A 20,024-nucleotide genomic window follows, 5' to 3' on the forward strand; every position below is an offset into this window, starting at 1 on the left:
CATACTTTATGGCTTCTACAGCTATCGGCTCCCTCTCCCAGCATTATACTGAATTCTCCGGGCTTTAGGGCGATAATCCGATAGCCTAGAAAAGGTGTTCAAGTTTTTAGCATCCCCAACCTTCAATAACCTTCATTTTCTCTCAACCCAATCTATTACGTCCTCAGCAAATATTATAGCCTCCCCAGAAACTCTCTTCGCATAATACTCATTAGGCTACCCTTTAACCCAAACATTAGGGTACCTTGTCGGCACATAATACTTATCTAAAGTCTTCAGCGGCTTGAACACCTTATCCTCACGTCCAAGCACTCTCTCAACAGCGTAAGAAGCCCTAAAGACTATACCCCGTATTATGGCATCCCTAAACCTCTAAGTAAAGCTTTCACAACAAACTCAGCGGCCTGCTGAAACTTAAAAACAAGCTAATTATAATCGCCCTTGAGACTCTAGACTCCAAATCCTCTTACTCTAAAGAGAAGTCACCTCACATATTCACCTTTTTATCCTATCATCACCTATAAACTAAGAGCAATCAAAGAGATGAAAGGTATCTCCCTTCTATAAGGAGATAAAGAAGAGTAGGGCTTTAAGAATGCTAGATTCGATTTAAGAAACAAATATATGGGAGATACTAGCAAGCTTCTAATTGAATAGTGTGGGCATCTAATGGAGATTGGTGAGCTTAAATCTAAAATTTTTGCTTTACTAAGGGAAGATGAGGAGTTCCGCTATGCGGTAGCGGGCTTGCTTGGGCTTGATGAAATACTCCGCAGGCTTGATAGGCATGAGACTGAGCTAGCCAAGCTTAGAGAAGACATGAATAAATTGAGGGCTGATATGATTGAGGGCTTTAAGCGCCATGACGAAGAGATTACAAGATTAAGGGAGGATATGATTGCTGGGTTTAAGAGACACGATGAGGAGATTGCCAAAGTTTGGGGCGAAATCGTTAGGCTCAGAGAAGATATGGTTGCAGGTTTTAAGAGACATGATGAGGAGCTCATTAAGCTTAGGGCTGATATGATTGAGGGCTTCAACCTGCTTAGGAGGCATATTGATGCATTAGGCGCTAGATGGGGCATTATAAGCGAGAAGGCGTTTAGGGAGGGGCTTAGGGGAATAATTGAGAAGGAGCTTGGCTTAAGAGTTGAGAAGTGGGTTAAGTGGGATGGTGAAGGCTACGTTTTCGGGCACCCATGCACAATAGATGTAGATGTAGCGGTACACGACGATAGAATTATTCTCATCGAGGTCAAGTCACATGTTAGCCGAGCGGACGCCCACGCCTTCAAGCGCAAGGCCGAATTCTACGAGAAAGCTGAGGGCAGAAGACCCTCTAGACTGATAATTGTGACGCCATACGCTGACGAGGACGCTTTAGAAACAGCCAAACAATTCCAAATAGAAGTTTACATGGGGGTCTAATAAAGCAGTTAACCTAAATTACTATGGCTTAACTAGGTATTTGAGTTTGCTTTTATAGGTTGGGTCTGGGCCGTATTCATCCATAATTTTGTTGGCTGCTTCCTCAAAGCTTAGACCCTTCTTGTAGACGGCTTCTATAAGTTTTAACGTTATCTCATCTGTGTAGTTTAGGTCTACGTATCCGTCCCAGGCTACTATGGCCCTAACACCCCTTTCAAATAATCTATTTATCGCATGCTCTGAATTTGTCCCATTACAGCCCATCAATATTATGATTGAGCCGCTTAACCCGCCCTGGTTCATGTAACCTAGCAGGTCGGCCCTAAGCGTGAAATATGCTTCACCCTCAAATGTTATGCCCTCCCTAACGGCGCCTGTTCTACGCTCCTCATCGAACCTCGCCTCATACTCGGTCTCATTGAACCTCTCGGCGCTGAAGAGGTATAGGAAGCCGTATTTAGGGTCCATTGCGCTGTGAAGCCTAAGAATTAGAAGCCCATAACCGCCGATCCCCCTAAGCAAATCTATAGTAACATTCCCACCCTCATAGATGTCAACCCTTAAGCCAGCCCCCTCCAACAAATCCTTAACGCCCTGAGTAAACGATGGGTTAGGCCTAGTAAACCCTATGCCATCAACGATAGCGGCCCTAAACATATCGACAGAGGGGGATGCGGGAGAACCGCTATCTCTATTGCTGGGGGTCAACCTGGAGCAGAGCAGAGTTATGGCGAGAATCAGGGATAGTATAAGTGCAACCTTCACAATAGTAAGCCATCTCCCACTTATTCCCCTAGCGCCCCTCACACCCAAAGATAACTCCTCAACTCTTAAATTGTTAGATTCTCTAAATAATCTATGACTATGCTATACATATTCCTAATCTTAAAAAATTAAAGAAAGAAGATAAGAGGGTTGAGAGACTAGATTCTCCGTTTATTGTAGACTAATATCCCGGCAGCAGCGGCAGCGGCCGCTATCGCCATGATCGCCATAACTGTTTGGCTTGTCAAGAATAGTTCTGGTGAGGGTGCTTCAGCCACTATTTCTCCGCCGACAGCATAGTACTGTCCAATAACTGTCTGAGGCTGCAATGCAACTAGGAGAACGCTTAAAGAAATTAACAGAGCCGCTATAACAGCATACATCTCTTTTCTCATCACTATCCTCCAGGTGGGCGCGCCCACGCTAAACGAAATTATGAGTAGAGCAGCCCAACTGACAGCTTCCTCCCCATTAATCTTACGTGCCACATAAAAGGAGATCAACGCGAGACCAGTTAAAGCTGCCAAGGGATGTAGTAAATCCATTAGGAGAACAGTGTTTTTCCCTATGGAAGCCCATAACCAGTATACTAACATAAGATAAAGTGGCCTCCCCATTCCTCCATTTGCCAGCGCCTGTATAAGTCCAGCGTCTTCAGCTTCTTCGAGAAAGGATTTATAGAGGATTACGTCCACGCCTACTGGCTTAAAATCTGGGTTGATTGTTGGTAAGTGCGGTAAGACTACTAGGAGTAGATTGAGTAGTAGAGCTAAGATGAGCATAATATGTGATGAGATAGGAATCTAAAATTGTTAATATCAAAATCTATCTTTTAGATCTATGCGCAATCTCCTGATCTTTTTAGCCAATTCAATTCTAGTGTCATGATTACGTATCCTTTCAGTCTTTCTTTCAATTTCATCAATAATTTCCTCTATTTCTTGGATTGATTTACTTGGGTAGGAGTAGATGGAGGAGTAAACCTTAGTCATCAGATAACCCAGCTAAAACTCCAATAGAAGGTCGGAAGATATCTGCTCCCAATCTTTCCAATGCTGCTCAAGGGCCCTCACAAGTGCCTTCTCCACTCTCCTCACATCTTCTATCACTGGATCTTTATAACGTAAACTGGCTGAAGGGTCTTCTCATCGATTGTCTTCGGCACAAGCCCCCATATAACAGCATCTTCAAATAACTAGAAAGAGTTTGTGTCAAATGTGAGTTTCGAGGCATGTAAGATTGAATCTCTTAGGGGAAAGAGAGGGAGAGGCTTCAATGACCATTCTCGATACAAGTGTTGCTGTGGATAGAGCGAGAGTGATATTCCTATGGCAGTATTATGTGAGAGTGATATTCCTTGGGTTTCATTAGGGTTAAATTTGGTGTTTTTAATCCGCTTTCTCCCACAAAGATTACTGAGGTAGAGGGTATAGTTGACATGGGAGCCATATATAGCGTTATACCTGGAAGGAGGCTTGAGGAGTTGGGTGTTAAGCCGATTGAGAGGAGGAGGTTTAGGGCTTTCGGCGGATATGTTGAGAGGGATATAAGCGAGGCTGAATGGAGATTATGGGAAGGAGGAGGACAGTAACCGTTATTATGGGGGAGGATGAAGATCAGGTCATTTTAGGCGTAACAGCCCTAGAATCCTTCGGTTTAGAGGTCGACCCAGTGAGGGGAACGTTGAAAGAGGTGGAGCTCCTACTCCTATAATGGGTTTTTCTTTCCAGTTTCACCTTAGAAGATTAGCCACATTAAAGCAGTTTAGATTGCGTTGATTTGCTCTAAGAGTGTGTTGGCTCTAAACTCCCCTCAAACTCCTTCTTCCCTTTTCTGTTCGTTAGACTCCTCTCTACTTTTAGAGGGAGGGGCGGGAGGGATTGAAAGAGGATTCTGCGAGGCGCGCTTTATATATTTGTCCAGAGGTTTTCTGTTAGTCCTTTTATTGTGAAGCCGCTTTTAAGGAGCTTTTCGGTTACTGGCTGAACATCTTCCCACTCGTCGGGGGTTATCGGCAAAACGCCAACCCTATCTCTAATTTCCCTGAGTACCTGCAGCGCTCTCTCTGAGCCCTCTATGGTTCTCGGTAAGACCAGCCATATGAATGTGATTATTGTTGGCCTAAAGGCTCTACTTATCGATGTCTGGAATTCCATGAATATGCTGAAGCCTAGGTCGTAGGCGCCGAAGAAAGATATTGTTTCGCCCTTAGCCGCCTTGAGGAGCGCTGTAGGCGTCAGCAGTGAAAGCGTGATCTCCCTGAGAATCTGGGCGTAGGTTATTGTTACGCCGCTTGTCCTAGCGAACTCCTCAAGAGCCCTCTTAACCTCATCCCTATCCATCTCATTCGGCTGAAAACCCATACCTCTGAGAATTTGGAGCAGAGGCTTCCTCACGATGAAGCCCAAGTTGAAGGTTTTCTTCGCCCTGTCAAAGAAGCTCTTCCCAACATAAAACATTAAAGGCTCCAAACTAGCACTCACTAATTTTCCTCCAGACCTAATCCAAATATAACGTGCTGAAATCTCTAATTTAAGTTTTGTTATATGAACTTAAGACACGACCAAATCTCATGCTTTCATTAAAGCGAGTAAGGCGGCATAGTGCTCTTAACTTTAAGTTTCACATTTCTAGGCGCGAACCCCTCTTGATGGGGAAAAGCAGCAGAATGATGAATTCATATATAAAGCCGCTGGAAGTATTAAGGGGGCGAAGAACCTTATTGAAGTGGTTAATTAATTATTAAGTTCAATATGATGTCCGTTCTCTTTGATATGGCTTGGAAGGTTTAAATACGTAGACATTGTTTTAAATTGTATACGGAGGTCTATCCTTGTCCGAGGTGGTTTCGGCTAGGCTGCCTAAGGAAATGGTGCGTTTCATAGAAGAGATAGCCAGAGAGGAGAGGGTGGATAAGTCGACCATTCTGGAGAGGGCGTTGGAGCATTACCTGCGTGAGTGGAGGCTTAATAAAGCTGTAGAATTGTATAGGGATGGGTCAGTTACGCTCTCAAGGGCTGCCGAGATTGCTGGTGTCTCAATATGGGAGATGATTGATGTATTGGCGCAGAAGAAGGTCACACTCCAGTATAGCGTTGAGGACTTTGAAGAGGATCTGAAGGCGCTTGAGCGAAGATAAGCCTACCTACGCAGTCTCAAACTCCACACCACTAATCTACCTGGCGAAGGTCGGCAAGCTCGAAATACTTAGATCTGTCTTTGAGAAAATTTTTATCCCCAAGGCCGTTTTCGAGGAGGCAGTGGTCAGGGGGAAGGCTCTTAACATTAGTGATGCGTTCATTATTGAGCGGGCTGTTGGGGCATGGATTGTTAGGGAGCGGGTGAAGCCTGAGATAGACGCCGAATACCGCTTCCTAGACACGAATATAAGGCTCGGCTTAGGGGAGAGGGAGGCAATTAAGCTGTGCAAGCAGCTAAACATAAAATATCTTATAGCGGATGATGGAGAAGCGAGAAGAGTATCAAAGATGCTCAATATAACGCCGATCGGAACATGCGGCATAATAATCAAAGCCTATAAGCGGGGAATAATGACGAGGGACGAGACAATCCAAATCCTAGACGAGCTCCTAAAAGCCGGGTTCAGAATAAGCCCAGAACTATACCGCAGAATCCTCAGCGAGCTAGAACCACGACACTAAATGAGGTCAAGTTTTTAAAATATAAATGTCCATGACACCTGATTAAATATATGGGTAAGTAAGCCCCTTTTTGTTCGTCTTTTATTGGCCGGGAAGCCTTATCTTAAGAAAAGGTAAGACTTTTTAATGAGGGGGAGGATTTGGGGAGGAGATCCTGCGCCCTCGTATTGCTTTTGATCCTGCTTACGTCGCCCCACCTAATCGTAGGGTGCTATGCGTGGGTTCAGATAAGCGGTATTTACTTTTTATAACACTTAATAGTTTTTCTCTAACGAGATCTTTAAACGCTAATCCTACTTTGATAGATACTTAGGGAAATGAAAAATACATAAATATGCATGGTTTGAGGCAGTTTACTTAAATAATCCTCTAAGATATTGGAGGTATTCGGTTTAGACAAGGGACTCCCCAAAGAGATGGCATTAATAAACTAGGTGCTTAACTCACTCCCGCCAGTAATCGGGAGCTGCTAGTAAATTACATAGTAATCGAAATATTCAGTAAAGGAGTATAAAGTACATTCATGGCAATCATGTCTGGCGAAAGTTACGGAGTTCATCTTAACTCTCTCGTACTCCTCATTTTTCAATCTACACCTATTAAGCGAGAGAACAATTCTTCGATATCTAAAATCTCAAGAAACCTCTCTTTCATTACGTAAAGAAGTTGCTTGAAGAGCGATACTGAAGCCAGCGGAATAGGATTAGTCTCAGTAAACAGTAGAGAAAGCGAAGGTTAAATGTTTAAATTTAGTTGATCTTAGTTTAAAGTAGGGATTTAAGCATATGAGGTCTCTTGAAGAGGTAAAAAGGGTCTTATCTGAGCATAAAGATGAATTGAGAGAAAGGTTTAAGGTTAAGGAGATTGGGATCTTTGGCTCTTTTGTTAGGGGTGAGCAGAGGAAGAGGAGCGATATTGATATCCTAATCGAGTTTGAGGAGCCGCCGAGCCTCTTTGAATTCATGGACTTAGAGGATTATTTAAGTAAACTGCTTGGCTTGAAGGTTGACCTTGTTACGAGGGATGCTCTAAAGCCTAGGATTGGAGAACACATTTTAAGAGAAGTTGTCTACCTATGAGGAAAAGGGATTATAGGGATTACCTACAAGACATACTTGACTCAATCAAGGATATCGAGGAATTCACAAGAAACATGGATTTCGAGGATTTTGCAAGAGATAAAAAGACTATAAATGCCGTAATTAGGAGCATTGAGGTTATAGGTGAAGCGGCCAAGCATATACCTAAATCAGTTAGGGACAAGTATCCTTCGATTCCATGGAAGAAGATGGCTGGAATGAGGGACAAATTGATCCACGAATACTTCGGCGTAGACGTCAAAATATTATGGAAAACAATAAAGAAAGATATACCGCCGCTCAAACCACTGATAGAGAACATTCTGGAGAGCTTGGGCTAAAGCCATGAGATACATTATTAGAAGGCAAAATAATTGAGGCATGCTATGGGTTAATGTGAGATTGCCGAATATCGAGGCTAATCTTCTCTCCTTTTGGTTTTCTCAGCGGTCTCTAGTATGCAAATGATGTGAAAAATGTCAGTTCTGTATGCTCGCGTAAGCAAATAACTCCCAATCTCTATAATTGTCTTATATAACGATGCTCAGATGTATTATTGTTGGGTAAGGATGAAGGCGAAGGATCTAGGTAGGGCTGTGAGGCGTTTCTATGAGAGTATGGGTTGCGCGGTCTTCTTTCCCAGTGGTGGCATTCGCGTTGGGAATGGTATGATTGATGGCGAGGTTTATGAGCGCGGAATAAAGATAGCTGTGGAGTTAAAGAGTGATAACGATGATATTCTGCGTGGGCTAGGACAGCTGCTGGAAGCACTAGCGCACGGATATGATGAGGCGCTCTTAGTGACAAGTCAGACTAGGGCTGAGCGCCTAGACATAAAGGTCTTTGAGGTAACCGGGATAGGGCTGGCAGCCGTGAATAGTAGAAGAGAACTGAAGATAATTGTTGAGCCGAAGATAGTTAAGTTTTAGGATAAAAATATTATTTGTTTATTAACAAAATGGTGATTGATCATGTCCGAACCAAGCGATGGGAAGAGCTTGTTAGAGAGGGTTACTGAGGGCTTGCCCGCCGAGCTTAGGGATGCTTATAATAGGGCTCCGAAGCGCGGTCCACCAGCCCATGAGGTGCTTAGGCTTTATTCGGCGTTGCACTTATGGCGTGAGGGGCTGCGAGAGATAAGCTTCGAGAAAGTCGTTGAGTGCTCTAATGGTGAGCCGATATACGTGGACATATTCGTTAAGGATGGAGCGGAGAACGTCTACATTGAATGTGAGCGCTATCCGGTGAAGTCTGAGGTTAAGAAGTGCGCTAGTATAATTAAGGCTAAGGATAACTTCGCTAAGGTTATCGTAGCTATTCAGGACCGCGTAGGCTGGTATGCGAGTTGGATGAGCGGTGCCGCGGATGAAGTCTGGATAGTCTGCAGGAATGGGGATGTCGTGTACCCGGGCAGCTGGGCATCTATGAGGAGGAGGCTCCTCTACACATCGATTCATGAGGCGGCGCTATTATACGCATTGGCATCCTATAGGGAGGCTGAGGAGACCTACGCAAGAGCTAAGTCTAGTGCAGTTGAGGAGGAGGTCTTCTGGAGACCATTGCTGAGCAGGGCTATGGCCGCAGTCCTAGGCGGTGAGAACGACTGGATCCTAAAGGTGCCGGTCAGGGGAGTATGGCTCCAGAGGGCCGAGCAGGCTGAGAGGGACATGCCAAGGTGGAGAGCCGAGGCCCTTAATAAGGTCTTCCAAGTGATTAACACAACCCTCGCACTGGCATCACCATATCAAATAGCTGTTGACGAGAAGGGAACCGCAACAATAACGGTTGACCAAGAGGCCGCGGAGTGGCTTGGCTGGAAGGACTACCCATGCTCACAGAGCAACAGCCACTTCAAGCTCATAGAGAAGACGCTCAACAGGGAACTCAGGATAGTCCAAGAAATCTTAAAGTTTGAGAGGACTGGCAGAGTCGATGAGGAATATAGGATGGAAGTAAATCTAGCAGAGCTAAGCATGCTATCTAAGAAGATGAAAACCATCGACGATGAGATCAATGCCCTCCGTGAGCAGATCAAGCAGCTTGAGCAGGACGGGTAAATCAAGCACGCATATGCGTGTCTCTCTAGCGAGATTAAGCCCCAATTTTTATCACATTCAACCTAATCTTGTGCAGAGTTTTGTCATATTATGACAAATCGCCATTCTATACGGCGCAATCGATACGTCTAAGGCTTAGAAGGCATAGTTAAATATCGTTCTAAGAGTATATTGTTTGGACACGCATTTGCGTGTTACAGAGACTTGCACATATTATTTGGGCATCACTTTAGATGTGGTAAGTTTGTGTGGTCACCGCGTACAATACCAATCTTCTTTGACTTTATTGCCTCTAGGATTGTCTTCAGCTCAGCTATCTCAGCGCTTTGCTCAGCCATCTTCTGCTTCATTGACTCAATCATTTCCGCTGCTTCAACAACCTCCTTGGCGGACATCTCAGCCTTGTAGGCTGTCATCATGCTGAGGGGCAGACCGCATTCGCTGCAGAACCTGCTTGTTTCAGGGATGACTGAGCCGCACCTAGGACACTTAACTGTTTTAACTACGCTTTCCGCCTCAACCTTCTTTATGCCATATATGGAGAGAATCGCCTCCTCAACATCTCTGGTGTCAGAGTGAACATATTTGGCCGGCATCCTCGAGCCGTGGACCCAGCCCGCATAGGACTCCAGCTGGGCTTCTGTCAGAACCTTAGCCATCTTCGTGATCGCCGTGTGCCTGAACAGGTACGGCCAAACCTCCTTCCTTAACCCGGCTTTTTTCACTAAACGCTTTATTATTAGGCGGAAGTGCCTGTAGCTTAATCTTCTGCCTAGATAGTTTCTTGACAGGGAGCACCATAATGGGGCATTTGGGTCGTCTCTAAGCGGATGCTCTTCAAGCCATTTTAAGAGCGGCTTATAGGAAACTACAAGCGGAATCCTCTTGAGCTCGGTCTTACCGACAACGGTTATAAGGCAATATTTATCTTTAAACTCTACGCTGCCAACACTCATGCTTAGCAGCTCGCCCGGTCTCAACGCTCCCTCAAAGAGCGTATAAACCATGGCCCTATCCCTGGCATTCTCAGTAGCTTTTACAAGAGCCTCAAAATCATCTACTGTGAGTAGCGCCTCAGGCTTTACCCTAGAATCATTCGCCCTCTTTTTAGAGACCTTGATCCATGCAACCTCAGGCGGAACAGGCGCACCCCTCTCGCAGCTCCCACACTTGGCGAATTGTATAAGTCTCTTCAAGACAAGCCTCTTATGGCGCTTTGTCTCCTCCCTCCAAGACCTATTACCGTTAATCTTCGCCACCACGCGCTCAACATTGACCCGCGTTGCCTCCCTAACATCAAAGTCTATTAGACGTAGCACGGCGATTAAGTGCGCCGCTTGATTGCTGAGCGCCGCCTCACTAAGCCCAAGACTAGCTAAGTGGTCCAGCAACCTAAGCGCGACATCGCCATTCCCAAGCTCAGCGATAATCCGCCTATAACGCTCAATCCTCCTAGCGAAGTCGTAAATATCCTCCCTCAACCCAAGCCCCATAAAAGAGGAGCCCGCAGAACTTAAAAAGGGAAGGAATGTGGACCCAAAAGACTGGTGGACGGGGAGGGATTTGAACCCTCGACCTCGGCGATGCCAACGCCGCGATCATACCAGGCTGATCTACCCGCCCATCAATCTCAGTATTATTCGTTCATTCTTTTATTTTTATAGGAGATATTTTTAAGGGTTTTGCCGCATATTGTTTTTGGAGGTGTAAATGCGTGAAGAAGAGAATTGGCTTTATTGGTTTGGGGATCATGGGTAAGCCTATGGCCATTAATCTCCTTAGGGCCGGTTATCCCCTAACCGTTTGGAATAGGACTAGGTCTAAGATGGATGATCTTATCGCTATGGGGGCTTATGGCGCTAGCTCACCTAAAGAGGTTGCTGAGAGATCAGACGTCGTCATTACAATGGTTACCGATTCGTCCGATGTTGAAGAAGTTATACTTGGATCTAACGGTGTGATCCACGGCGCTAAACCGGGCTTAATAGTCGTAGATATGAGCACCATATCGCCGGCTGTGACGCGTAGAATAGCCGAGGAGCTTGCTAAGAAGGGCGTTAAAATGCTTGATGCGCCGGTGAGCGGCGGCGAGAAGGGCGCTAGAGAAGCAACTCTGTCAATAATGGTTGGCGGCCCAGGGGATACTTTCGAGGAGTGCTTGCCAATATTTGAGGCGCTCGGCAAAAAGATAACTTATATGGGTCCGAGCGGCATGGGTCAAACCGCTAAACTCTGCAATCAAGTGATATGCGCGCTAAATATTCAGGCGGTCTGCGAGGGGCTTATGCTTGGCGCGAAAGCTGGATTGGACTTAAAAAAGCTTTTGGAGGCTATTTCGGCTGGCGCCGCAAGCTCATGGATGCTGATTAATCTTGGGCCTAAAATGATAGAGCGAGACTTTAAACCCGGATTTAAGATTAGGCATCAGCAGAAAGATCTACGCCTAGCGCTAGAATTGGCGGCGGAATTAAATCTACCGCTGCCTGGAACAGCCTTAGTCCACCAGCTCCTAAGAATAGTTGAAGCCGAAGGTTTAGGTGAGGAGGGAACGCAGGCGGCGATAGCTGCAATGGAGAAGATAGCTGGAAGAAAGTTGTCTGGAGGGTAAAAGCCGCGCGTAATAGAATGTTACTCCTCTAAATGTTGTTTTAGCCGTTTCTAGAGGATTCTCATTAGTCCGAAAGATTAAATTAGCCTGATAATTCACTCTATCTCTAATACGAGACTTCGACCTAGGAGTGAAACAATGTATAAAGTAGTCGAGAAAAGGGAGATTGCGCCGAGAATAAAGCTAATGAAGGTGCTGGCCCCACAAATATCTAGGAGAGCCCAGCCGGGGCAGTTCGTTATTTTAAGGGTTGACGAGAAAGGGGAAAGATTCCCATTAACTATTGCCGATTGGAATATTGACGATGGAACAATTACCCTAGTCTTCCTTGAAGTCGGCATCTCAACTAGAAAGCTAGGGGAACTTAATGAAGGCGACGTAATACTGGACGTTCTCGGCCCGCTTGGAAACCCAACCGAGATAAGGAGGTATGGGGTTGTATGTGTTGTGGGCGGTGGGGTAGGGATAGCCGCCGCATATCCGATAGCGCGAGCGTTTAAAGGGGCTGGCAATAAGGTGGTTTCTATAATAGGTGCGAGAAGCTCCAACCTGCTGATATTTGAGGGGGAGATGGCTGAAGTCTCAGATGAACTCTATATTTCTACGGATGATGGGACAAGGGGACATAAAGGTTTTGTGAGCGACGTCCTAAAAACGCTAATTCAGAGTGGCTATAGATTTAACATGGTTTACGCTGTAGGGCCCGCCGTTATGATGAGGGCTGTAGCTGAGGTTACAAGACCATTTGGAATTAAAACCATTGTGAGTTTGAATCCGATCATGGTGGATGGAATGGGCATGTGCGGCGCATGCAGGGTTACAGTTGGCGGTAAAACAAGGTTCGCCTGCGTAGAGGGCCCAGAATTTGACGCCCATGAGGTGGACTTTGGAGAACTAATAAAAAGGCAGACAACATTTCTCGGGGAAGAAAAGGCTGCGTTAGAGTACTGGGAGATGAACCGAAAAATCTTGGGGGTGCATAGAGCACAATGAGTGGATGGAATCGTTTTAAAGCTGTTCCAATGCCTAAGCAGCCTCCGGAAGAAAGAATACGTAATTTTAACGAGGTGGCCTTAGGCTACAGTGAGGAGCAGGCGATCCTTGAAGCCGAGAGGTGTCTGCAGTGCCAAAACCCTCAATGCGTTCCGGGATGCCCGGTTGAAATAGACATACCCGCGTTTATAAAGCTTCTTAGAGAGGGAGAGTTCAGGGAGGCTATACGTAAAATTAAAGAGAAAAACAATCTGCCAGCGATCTGCGGGAGAGTTTGCCCCCAGGAGGATCAATGCCAAAAGAACTGCGTCCTCGGGAGAAAAGGCGACCCGGTTCAGGTTGGCAGGCTAGAAAGGTTCCTCGCAGATTGGGAGCTGAGTCACGGCGTTGAAGTGCCGGAGAAGCCGCCGTCCACCGGTAAGCGCGTGGCTGTTATAGGCGCTGGACCAGCTGGACTGACGGCTGCAGCAGACCTCGCCAAACTGGGGCATGAAGTCATCGTTTTCGAGGCCCTTCACGAGCCGGGGGGCGTTTTAATGTACGGTATTCCAGAGTTCAGGCTTCCTAAGCGCATCGTTCAGGCGGAGGTCAACTACGTGAGGAGGCTTGGCGTCACGATAGAAACGGATGCTTTAATTGGCAGACTTTACACTATTCAGGAGCTTCTCAACGACCATGGTTTTGACGCGGTGTTCATTGGAACTGGCGCGGGCCCACCAATGTTTATGAGGATACCGGGCGAGAACCTTTGCGGCATATATAGCGCAAATGAGTTTCTTATACGCGTCAACTTAATGAAGGCATACCTGTTTCCAGAATGGGATACTCCAATTAAGATTGGAGAGAAGGTGGCGGTTATTGGGGCTGGAAACGTAGCTATGGATGCTTCAAGAAGCGCTTTAAGGCTTGGGGCAAGAGAGGTTCACATAGTTTATAGGCGGTCTAGGGCTGAAATGCCGGCTAGAAAGGAGGAGGTTGAGAACGCTGAGGAGGAGGGCATAATATTTGATTTCTTAACGTTGCCAGTGGCTTATCATGGGGATGAGGAGGGATGGGTTAGGAAAATGGAGTGCGTGAAAATGAAGCTTTCTGAGCCGGATGAATCCGGCAGGCGTAGACCTGTTCCAATAGAAGGCTCAAACTTTCTGATGGATGTCGACACGGTTATAGTTGCTATTGGCAGGAGGCCTAACCCGCTTATCCAGCAAACCACGCCCGGACTAAAGGTTGCTGAAGATGGAACAATAATTGTCGATGAGAATATGAGATCTAGCATTGAGGGCGTGTATGCTGGAGGAGACATAGTTACGGGCGAAGCGACAGTTATAAGCGCTATGGGAGCTGGGAAAAAGGCGGCTAGGTCAATACACAGGTATTTAATGAATAAAATGAATAAGTAGTTGAAACGCGCTTTACACTTAAACCCTCAAAATCACTTCATTAACATATTTCTTCATTATTTCGGAGAAACGCTTTATGGTTTCAAATGGATATGGTTGAACGCTTCTAAAATTCTCATCTAGTACATCTTCTGGAATAAATTGTTGAAATGCAAAACGTTTAGCTCCTTTCACGGTCTCACCAATCTTTACCACGTCTTCCTCCTCAACTATTCTTGGCACAACAGTATTCCTGAATTCATAGTCAACACCGCATTCTTTGAGCAGATTTATTGTTTTAAAGAGACTGCTCACTTCTTTAGCGCCTAACAAATGATACTTCTCCGGTGAAGTCTTAACGTCCACGGCAACATAGTCCACATAATCTAAACACCGCTTAAGCAGGTCTGGAAAGAAGCCATTCGTATCAAGTTTAACCGAAAAGTTCCTTTCCTTAAGCCTCTTAATGAATTGCAGTATATCGCTGTGAATTAATGGTTCACCGCCGGTTATAACGACAGCATCCACATACTTCTTCCTTGACTCCAGTATCGCTAGGGCATCATCCTCCGAGAGAAAGGGGCCCTGAGGGTTAACGACTATCCTCCAGTTTTGGCAGTATGGACAACGAAGATTACAGCCCGGCGTAAAAAGTATGCTGGAAATTTTACCCGGAAAGTCGATTAAACTCGTCTTCTGCAACCCACTAAACTTCATGTTTACCCCGGATTCTATCCGGACAAAGAGCACTGTTTAATTTTATCGCGCTAGGATCTCCGGCGCAACCATTAAAACAGCTCGGTCAAATTTCTGCCTAATCCTGAACTCTGACTGCTTTCCATCGTTCCACTGATCTACGGGTCTAAGGTAGCCTACGACTCTTGAATACACCTCGCATCTGACGCCGCACTTCGGACAAGCCTTGTGTTCGCCATTTATGTACCCGTGTGTGGGACATATGCTGAATGTTGGTGTTAAAGTAAAGTACGGTATATGATAGCTGTAGGATATTTTCTTGACGAGAGCTGCGGCGGCAGCCCATGAGTAGATTCTTTCGCCGAGGAAAACGTGGAAAACCGTTCCACCAGTATATAGTGGTTGGAGCCTATCTTGATGGTCGAGCGCCTCAAACAGGTCGCCAGTGTAGTCGACTGGCAAATGCGTTGAGTTCGTGTAAAATGGTTCAGCGCCCTTAGACAGATACTTTTCGTTGGCAACTATTATATCCGGGTACTTTTTCTTATCTATCTTGGCAAGCCTATATGATGCCCCCTCAGCTGGCGTAGCTTCTAAATTATATAGGTTGCCGGTCTCCTCCTGATATTCTAGAAGCCTCTCCCGGATGAAGAGCAGGGTTTTAGTTGCGAAGTCTAATCCTTCTTTAGTTTCAATTCCAAAACCAAACATGTTTAGTAAAGCCTCATTCATACCGATGATGCCTATCGTTGAGAAGTGGTTCTTCCAGTATTTACCGTAAGTCTCCTTAACAAATCGCAGATAATGCTTAGAGTAAGGATATAATCCCTTCTCAGTAAACCTCTCCAAAACCTTGCGTTTTATCTCTAGGCTATCTTTGGCGAGATCCATGATTTCGCCAAGCCTCTCAAAGAACCTATCCTCATCCTTCGTCAAATATCCAATTCTGGGTAGATTTATTGTCACAACGCCAATCGAGCCCGTAAGAGGGTTGGCGCCAAAGAAACCTCCACCACGCTTCCGCAGCTCCCTATTATCTATTCTCAGGCGACAACACATTGAGCGGACATCTTCCGGCTTCATATCGCTGTTCACAAAGTTTGAGAAGTATGGCACACCATATTTAGCCGTCAACTCAAATATCTTTTGCGAAACGGGGGAATCCCAATCAAAATCCTTCGTTATGTTATATGTTGGGATTGGAAAAGTGAACACCCTGCCTCTAGCGTCGCCTTCAGTCATGACTTCAGCGAAGGCCATGTTTAACATGTCCATTTCATCTTGCATGTCGCCATAAGCGTCGTCAGCCACTTTACCGCCATATATAACCGGCTCACCCTTCATGAATTCGGGAACCTTGAGATCCAGCGTTATATTGGTGAATGGAGTTTGGAAGCCGACTCTTGTTGGAACATTAATGTTAAATACGAATTCCTGAAGCGCTTGCTTAACTTCCTTATAATCTAAGCCGTCATAGCGGATAAACGGCGCTAAAAGCGTATCAAAGTTGCTAAATGCTTGTGCCCCTGCAGCCTCACCCTGCAGCGTATAGAAGAAGTTCACAACCTGTCCAAGGGCTGTTCTAAAGTGTCTTGCAGGCTTACTCTCAACTTTCCCGTAAACGCCGCCAAACCCGGACAGTAGAAGATCTCTTAAATCCCACCCAACACAATATGGTCCTAAAACCCCTAGATCGTGGATATGTATGTCGCCTGAACGGTGCGCTTCAGCGATGTTCGGCGGATATATTCGATTAGTCCAGTAGCGTTCGATAACTTTCGTTGTCAAATAATTATTTAAGCCCTGTAATGAAAAACTCATGTTCGAGTTCTCACGCACATACCAATCTTCTAAGTTAAGGTATTGCTCGACTAGATCCGTAGAGCTAAGTATTTCAGCAAGTTCTCTTAAATCCTGATGCTGCTTCCGATACAAAATGTACGCCTTAGCGATCTTAGCATGACCATTCTCAATTAGAATCTTTTCCACAACATCCTGTATCTCTTCAACTGTCGGTACGCCATCCTCGCCAAAACGCTTCCTAAGCTCATCAACAACCTTATCGCTTAAGCGCTTAGCGAGCTCCCTGTCTTCTTCGCCAACAGCTTTAGTGGCCTTCCATATAGCGTTAGTTATACGTTCCTGATCGAACGGCTCTAGTTTACCATCCCTCTTTCTGACGTATCTCAAGACCTTAAACACCCCACCAAATAAGACCTTCCAATCAACTATGTGAAATGGAATCGTTAACAGCGACCTTAATGACTAGAGAAAATAAAGGCGTACAGAAACTTAAATTTATTTATCAAAAAAATTAGATATGAGAAAAAGTCGAAAAACTGACTGAACCTTTAACAAGGGACTAGAAATAAATGATATTTTAATTAGTTTAGACTTACATCAAAAGCAGGTTTCTTCCATCTTTTCACAAAACCATGTAAAATTTGACCATTACCTCTTTAATTTCGCTAGAGATAGCTGTAATCCTATATTTCAGATTCTAAAGAAAATACTCGAGAGATTATGGCGGAACGGCTACAAGGATTATATAAGAGACTTTAGGGTATTAGATTGGTGAAGATCTATAGCGGGATGGCGGCGTTTGAAGAGGATACTATTAGATGAAATGTATTCCGGATTAAAGGAATATTTTGAACTTCTGGGGTGGGAAGTTTTAACAGTCAGCGACGCAGGGCTTCAGGGGGCAAAAGATGAGGATATAATTTTGTATGCGAAGAAAAACGACTTGATACTTGTAACCCAAGATCAAAAGATAGCTGATATGGCTGAGGTAATGCAGGCTAAATATGTTTTAGTGTCAAGCGGATTAATAGCCAAAGTAGCCGACGAGAAGATAAGGGAAAAATATCCTGAAACCAGAAATTAGATTGAGAGATAATGAGGGTAAAGTTTTTATTCTTGCTATCTCAACTTTCTTATGGAGGGGGAAGCGCAGGGAAACATATTTGACAAGTAGAGAGATCTAGGAGAGTTGAGTTTCCCTGTTATGCGCTTCCCCCTCCACCCACGGCAGAATTTTATGAAGCATTTTGAAGAGTGGAGTCTAGGTTTCAGTTCTGAGCAGGTGACTCATTTAAGTGAGTCTAAAGGCATATCGACTCTTCTCTCTATAAACGATATATGCTTAATCCCCCTTTCAAGGGATAGGTAATGCCAAGTGGATTTAGGGCCAAATGGACTGTTTCTCAACGCAGCTTCAATAACTCTATCTTTAGTTATCTCAATGTTGTCTTTAGCCGTTGATTTCAAACCTATCTTGTCACACATGTAATCCACATAACAGACCGGTACTTTTGTGTAGCCGAGAAGGCGTAGAGCTTCAACTCTATGATGCCCATCGATTATCACATTAGTTTTTTCATCAACCACTATAGGTTTCTTAAGAACGCCGTCAAGCCATATCTCATCTTTAAGCGCCTTAACCCTAAAGCTATCGGTTCGCTCGTGAGGCTTAAGGCTTGAGATTTCAACTATACACACACGGGTTTTGATTGGAGCATTATTCTTCTTTGACGCCAAGTTGACGACACCATAAACAAGATAATATTTGTGTTTTTATGTAATATTTAAAACTTTTCAGTACATTTTAGTACATAAATGTCAAATTAAATCGCCAGCAAATCAACCAATATTAGAAGGGAGCCCAAAGGCAGCAGATACAACGCGAAAAGATGGAATTTGTGGAGAAATCTGCGGAGAAATTTTAGTGAAGCGTACCCTGAAAGCGCTGCCATGAGGCAGCCGGCGAACAGGTCTATTAATTCGAGATTGGCTTCAATAAGGAGATTGATCTCAGAGAAGAATAACATTATCAGCGCTACAAATATTGCTGGAATCGATAATAGGAAAGAGAATCTGAACGCTTCTTCCCTTTTTACGCCAAGCATCAATGCGGCGGATATTGTTAAACCGCTTCTTGATAAACCCGGAACTATTGATAATCCTTGCATAGCTCCAATTATAGCCGCCGATCTATAATCCACAGACTCTTTAGCGGGCTCACCCTTCCTCGAAGCATAAACTATTAAGCCAGAGAGAATAAAGGCGGTTCCAAGGGGCATCACTCCATAAGAAACGTCTTTAAAGAAAAAGTTAACAGAGATACCTGTGACCGCGGAGAAAAATAGGCTGAAAAATATTTTTGGTATAATTGATCCTTCCTCAGACTTAAAGTCAAGTTTAATAAGAGCTGTCAAAATCTTCTTTACTTCGACCCTAAAGAAGAAAACTGTGACCGCGATTGTGCCTATGTGGAGGGCGACGTCAAAGAGGAGCGGAAGCTTAAGCCCAAAGATAATCTCGAATAACCTTAAATGTCCGGTGCTCGATATCGGCAGCCATTCTGTTAAACCTTGAATTAAACCGAGTAGTATTGTCTCAAACCCCATTAACATGCCTCACAATTCCAGTTAGAGAGGAAAAAATAATTTATAATTTTGATGCTACTCAATAATTGTGGAGGTTAAAAGTGCCCTCTATAGAAGCCCTTACAATAAATGAGCAAAGAGAGAGCGTTGAGGAAATTTTAGAGGTCATATTGAGGGCTATAGAATATTTTCCGAGAGGCTTATGGGAAGAGGTGAACTACATCGGCAATGTCAACATGAAGCATGATTTAAAGGTGAAGATTAAGGAAGAGGTATGTAACGCGTTCGTTTTCAATAATCTCATTGAAAAGATCCGGAGAATTAGGAGACTTCTGCAGATTAAGGATCTTTTATTGGCTGTTACGCGGGAGCCTATAGTGGCGATTTACCATAGGTTTGAAGATAAGAGGCTCAGCAGATTTGCGAGCATAGTGCATGACTATGTTTCAAATGATGTGGGGGTAGTTTCTCTCTTTAAGGTTGGGGATGATATGGGTGTAAAAATTGCCGCGCATGGATTAGGGCATAATCTCGGATTAAAGCATCACGTCAGACCCATAGACATGATGTATGAGGGATTGCTTGCGAGCATGGCGCTGGAAAACGAAGGGTTCTGTAATGATTGTATAAAAAAGATGTTTAGGGCAGAAATAGAAGAATAAAGGATTTATTGCCCAAATATTCGGTTTTCTTGCTTTTTCAGCTGATTCCACATTTTTCTTCAATCCTGGTTATCTCATCTTCTTGTTAATATATTTATGAACGAAAAGTATATAAATTCAACCAAATCAATTTGTACTAAACAAAAATTGGGTTGGAGGAGATCTCTATGGCGGCTGGCGGAATTCCTGTTTTGATATTGAAGGAGGGTTCTACGAGGAGTAGGGGTAGGGAGGCTCAGCATAATAATATTATGGCTGCTAGGGTTATTGCGGAGGCTGTTAGGAGCTCTTTGGGTCCTAAGGGTAT

General features: G+C 44.6%; 22 protein-coding genes and 1 tRNA gene. 14 read left to right on the forward strand and 9 right to left on the reverse strand.

What is annotated here, in order from left to right:
- Positions 1–669 precede the first annotated feature (669 nt).
- Positions 670–1,428: a DUF3782 domain-containing protein gene (locus QXR61_04650; GenBank protein MEM3757234.1), complete on the forward strand. Its 759-nt coding sequence runs from the start codon at positions 670–672 to the stop codon at positions 1,426–1,428.
- Between the two features lie 21 nt (positions 1,429–1,449).
- Here the strand turns inward: QXR61_04650 and QXR61_04655 are convergent, their stop codons facing one another.
- Together QXR61_04655 and QXR61_04660 are read right to left on the reverse strand one after the other, a co-directional pair.
- Positions 1,450–2,241: a hypothetical protein gene (locus tag QXR61_04655; GenBank protein ID MEM3757235.1), complete on the reverse strand. Its 792-nt coding sequence runs from the start codon at positions 2,239–2,241 to the stop codon at positions 1,450–1,452.
- Positions 2,242–2,351: 110 nt separating this feature from the next.
- Positions 2,352–2,975 carry a hypothetical protein gene (locus tag QXR61_04660; protein ID MEM3757236.1) on the reverse strand — a complete coding sequence of 208 codons (624 nt, stop codon included), beginning with the start codon at positions 2,973–2,975 and terminating at the stop codon, positions 2,352–2,354.
- Positions 2,976–3,550: 575 nt separating this feature from the next.
- Here QXR61_04660 and QXR61_04665 point away from each other — a divergent pair.
- Both QXR61_04665 and QXR61_04670 read left to right on the forward strand, forming a co-directional pair.
- Positions 3,551–3,784 carry a hypothetical protein gene (locus tag QXR61_04665; GenBank protein ID MEM3757237.1) on the forward strand — a complete coding sequence of 78 codons (234 nt, stop codon included), beginning with the start codon at positions 3,551–3,553 and terminating at the stop codon, positions 3,782–3,784.
- Positions 3,763–3,906 (forward strand): hypothetical protein, encoded by a 144-nt coding sequence (locus tag QXR61_04670; GenBank protein ID MEM3757238.1) that lies wholly within the window; start codon positions 3,763–3,765, stop codon positions 3,904–3,906. Before QXR61_04665 ends, QXR61_04670 begins: the two co-directional genes overlap by 22 nt.
- A 194-nt stretch (positions 3,907–4,100) precedes the next feature.
- On the opposite strand, the gene QXR61_04675 is transcribed toward QXR61_04670, so the two are convergent.
- On the reverse strand, positions 4,101–4,676 hold the full coding sequence (locus tag QXR61_04675; protein MEM3757239.1) for a hypothetical protein: 576 nt from the start codon (positions 4,674–4,676) through the stop codon (positions 4,101–4,103).
- 359 nt (positions 4,677–5,035) lie between these two features.
- On the opposite strand from QXR61_04675, the gene QXR61_04680 reads away from it, so the two are divergent.
- The 6 genes from QXR61_04680 to QXR61_04705 all read left to right on the forward strand — a co-directional run bounded on the left by QXR61_04680 (position 5,036) and on the right by QXR61_04705 (position 8,991).
- Positions 5,036–5,332, forward strand: a complete 297-nt coding sequence (locus tag QXR61_04680; protein MEM3757240.1) for a UPF0175 family protein — start codon at positions 5,036–5,038, stop codon at positions 5,330–5,332.
- Positions 5,319–5,855, forward strand: coding sequence for a DUF3368 domain-containing protein (locus tag QXR61_04685; protein MEM3757241.1), 537 nt, complete (start codon positions 5,319–5,321; stop codon positions 5,853–5,855). The genes QXR61_04680 and QXR61_04685 overlap by 14 nt, the downstream gene beginning before the upstream one ends.
- Positions 5,856–6,640: 785 nt before the next feature.
- On the forward strand, positions 6,641–6,934 hold the full coding sequence (locus tag QXR61_04690; protein ID MEM3757242.1) for a nucleotidyltransferase family protein: 294 nt from the start codon (positions 6,641–6,643) through the stop codon (positions 6,932–6,934).
- On the forward strand, positions 6,931–7,275 hold the full coding sequence (locus tag QXR61_04695) for a DUF86 domain-containing protein (GenBank protein MEM3757243.1): 345 nt from the start codon (positions 6,931–6,933) through the stop codon (positions 7,273–7,275). Before QXR61_04690 ends, QXR61_04695 begins: the two co-directional genes overlap by 4 nt.
- Positions 7,276–7,503: 228 nt before the next feature.
- Positions 7,504–7,863: a hypothetical protein gene (locus QXR61_04700; protein ID MEM3757244.1), complete on the forward strand. Its 360-nt coding sequence runs from the start codon at positions 7,504–7,506 to the stop codon at positions 7,861–7,863.
- A 42-nt stretch (positions 7,864–7,905) separates the two neighbouring features.
- Positions 7,906–8,991, forward strand: a complete 1,086-nt coding sequence (locus tag QXR61_04705) for a hypothetical protein (GenBank protein MEM3757245.1) — start codon at positions 7,906–7,908, stop codon at positions 8,989–8,991.
- Positions 8,992–9,215: 224 nt separating this feature from the next.
- Here the strand turns inward: QXR61_04705 and QXR61_04710 are convergent, their stop codons facing one another.
- Positions 9,216–10,472: a site-specific integrase gene (locus QXR61_04710; GenBank protein MEM3757246.1), complete on the reverse strand. Its 1,257-nt coding sequence runs from the start codon at positions 10,470–10,472 to the stop codon at positions 9,216–9,218.
- 64 nt (positions 10,473–10,536) lie between these two features.
- Positions 10,537–10,614 (reverse strand) — tRNA-Ala (locus tag QXR61_04715).
- A 91-nt stretch (positions 10,615–10,705) separates the two neighbouring features.
- Between QXR61_04715 and QXR61_04720 the strand changes: the two genes are divergently transcribed.
- The 3 genes from QXR61_04720 (at position 10,706) to gltA (ending at position 13,992) form a co-directional block, all read left to right on the forward strand.
- Positions 10,706–11,599: a 2-hydroxy-3-oxopropionate reductase gene (locus QXR61_04720; protein MEM3757247.1), complete on the forward strand. Its 894-nt coding sequence runs from the start codon at positions 10,706–10,708 to the stop codon at positions 11,597–11,599.
- A gap of 138 nt (positions 11,600–11,737) precedes the next feature.
- The gene (locus QXR61_04725; protein ID MEM3757248.1) at positions 11,738–12,592 is read left to right on the forward strand and encodes a sulfide/dihydroorotate dehydrogenase-like FAD/NAD-binding protein; all 855 of its coding nucleotides are present in this window, start codon (positions 11,738–11,740) and stop codon (positions 12,590–12,592) included.
- Positions 12,589–13,992 (forward strand): NADPH-dependent glutamate synthase, encoded by a 1,404-nt coding sequence (gltA, locus tag QXR61_04730; protein MEM3757249.1) that lies wholly within the window; start codon positions 12,589–12,591, stop codon positions 13,990–13,992. The genes QXR61_04725 and gltA overlap by 4 nt, the downstream gene beginning before the upstream one ends.
- 18 nt (positions 13,993–14,010) lie before the next feature.
- Here the strand turns inward: gltA and QXR61_04735 are convergent, their stop codons facing one another.
- Positions 14,011–14,688 carry an anaerobic ribonucleoside-triphosphate reductase activating protein gene (locus QXR61_04735; GenBank protein MEM3757250.1) on the reverse strand — a complete coding sequence of 226 codons (678 nt, stop codon included), beginning with the start codon at positions 14,686–14,688 and terminating at the stop codon, positions 14,011–14,013.
- 42 nt (positions 14,689–14,730) lie between these two features.
- A complete protein-coding gene (locus QXR61_04740) occupies positions 14,731–16,857 on the reverse strand; it encodes a ribonucleoside triphosphate reductase (GenBank protein MEM3757251.1) in 2,127 nt (708 codons plus the stop codon).
- 412 nt (positions 16,858–17,269) lie between these two features.
- On the opposite strand from QXR61_04740, the gene QXR61_04745 reads away from it, so the two are divergent.
- Positions 17,270–17,554 carry a DUF5615 family PIN-like protein gene (locus tag QXR61_04745; GenBank protein ID MEM3757252.1) on the forward strand — a complete coding sequence of 95 codons (285 nt, stop codon included), beginning with the start codon at positions 17,270–17,272 and terminating at the stop codon, positions 17,552–17,554.
- A gap of 203 nt (positions 17,555–17,757) precedes the next feature.
- Here QXR61_04745 and QXR61_04750 read toward each other — a convergent pair whose 3' ends face one another.
- Both QXR61_04750 and QXR61_04755 read right to left on the reverse strand, forming a co-directional pair.
- On the reverse strand, positions 17,758–18,207 hold the full coding sequence (locus QXR61_04750) for a ParB N-terminal domain-containing protein (GenBank protein ID MEM3757253.1): 450 nt from the start codon (positions 18,205–18,207) through the stop codon (positions 17,758–17,760).
- Between the two features lie 86 nt (positions 18,208–18,293).
- Entirely contained in the window at positions 18,294–19,076 is a 783-nt protein-coding gene (locus tag QXR61_04755) for an undecaprenyl-diphosphate phosphatase (GenBank protein ID MEM3757254.1), read from the reverse strand.
- An 80-nt stretch (positions 19,077–19,156) separates the two neighbouring features.
- Here QXR61_04755 and QXR61_04760 point away from each other — a divergent pair, with 80 nt between their 5' ends.
- Positions 19,157–19,717, forward strand: coding sequence for a hypothetical protein (locus QXR61_04760; protein MEM3757255.1), 561 nt, complete (start codon positions 19,157–19,159; stop codon positions 19,715–19,717).
- The last annotated feature ends 307 nt before the right edge of the window (positions 19,718–20,024 follow it).

The organism is Candidatus Bathyarchaeia archaeon, assembly GCA_038882715.1.
Lineage (GTDB): Archaea > Thermoproteota > Bathyarchaeia > Bathyarchaeales > DTEX01 > DTEX01.

Coding starts and splice junctions, on each gene's coding strand:
- QXR61_04650 (MEM3757234.1), top strand. CDS start 670: ATGGAGATTGGTGAGCTTAAATCTAAAATTTTTGCTTTACTAAGGGAA.
- QXR61_04660 (MEM3757236.1), bottom strand. CDS start 2,975: ATGCTCATCTTAGCTCTACTACTCAATCTACTCCTAGTAGTCTTACCG.
- QXR61_04670 (MEM3757238.1), top strand. CDS start 3,763: ATGGGAAGGAGGAGGACAGTAACCGTTATTATGGGGGAGGATGAAGAT.
- QXR61_04690 (MEM3757242.1), top strand. CDS start 6,641: ATGAGGTCTCTTGAAGAGGTAAAAAGGGTCTTATCTGAGCATAAAGAT.
- QXR61_04695 (MEM3757243.1), top strand. CDS start 6,931: ATGAGGAAAAGGGATTATAGGGATTACCTACAAGACATACTTGACTCA.
- QXR61_04700 (MEM3757244.1), top strand. CDS start 7,504: ATGAAGGCGAAGGATCTAGGTAGGGCTGTGAGGCGTTTCTATGAGAGT.
- QXR61_04705 (MEM3757245.1), top strand. CDS start 7,906: ATGTCCGAACCAAGCGATGGGAAGAGCTTGTTAGAGAGGGTTACTGAG.
- QXR61_04725 (MEM3757248.1), top strand. CDS start 11,738: ATGTATAAAGTAGTCGAGAAAAGGGAGATTGCGCCGAGAATAAAGCTA.
- gltA (MEM3757249.1), top strand. CDS start 12,589: ATGAGTGGATGGAATCGTTTTAAAGCTGTTCCAATGCCTAAGCAGCCT.
- QXR61_04735 (MEM3757250.1), bottom strand. CDS start 14,688: ATGAAGTTTAGTGGGTTGCAGAAGACGAGTTTAATCGACTTTCCGGGT.
- QXR61_04755 (MEM3757254.1), bottom strand. CDS start 19,076: ATGGGGTTTGAGACAATACTACTCGGTTTAATTCAAGGTTTAACAGAA.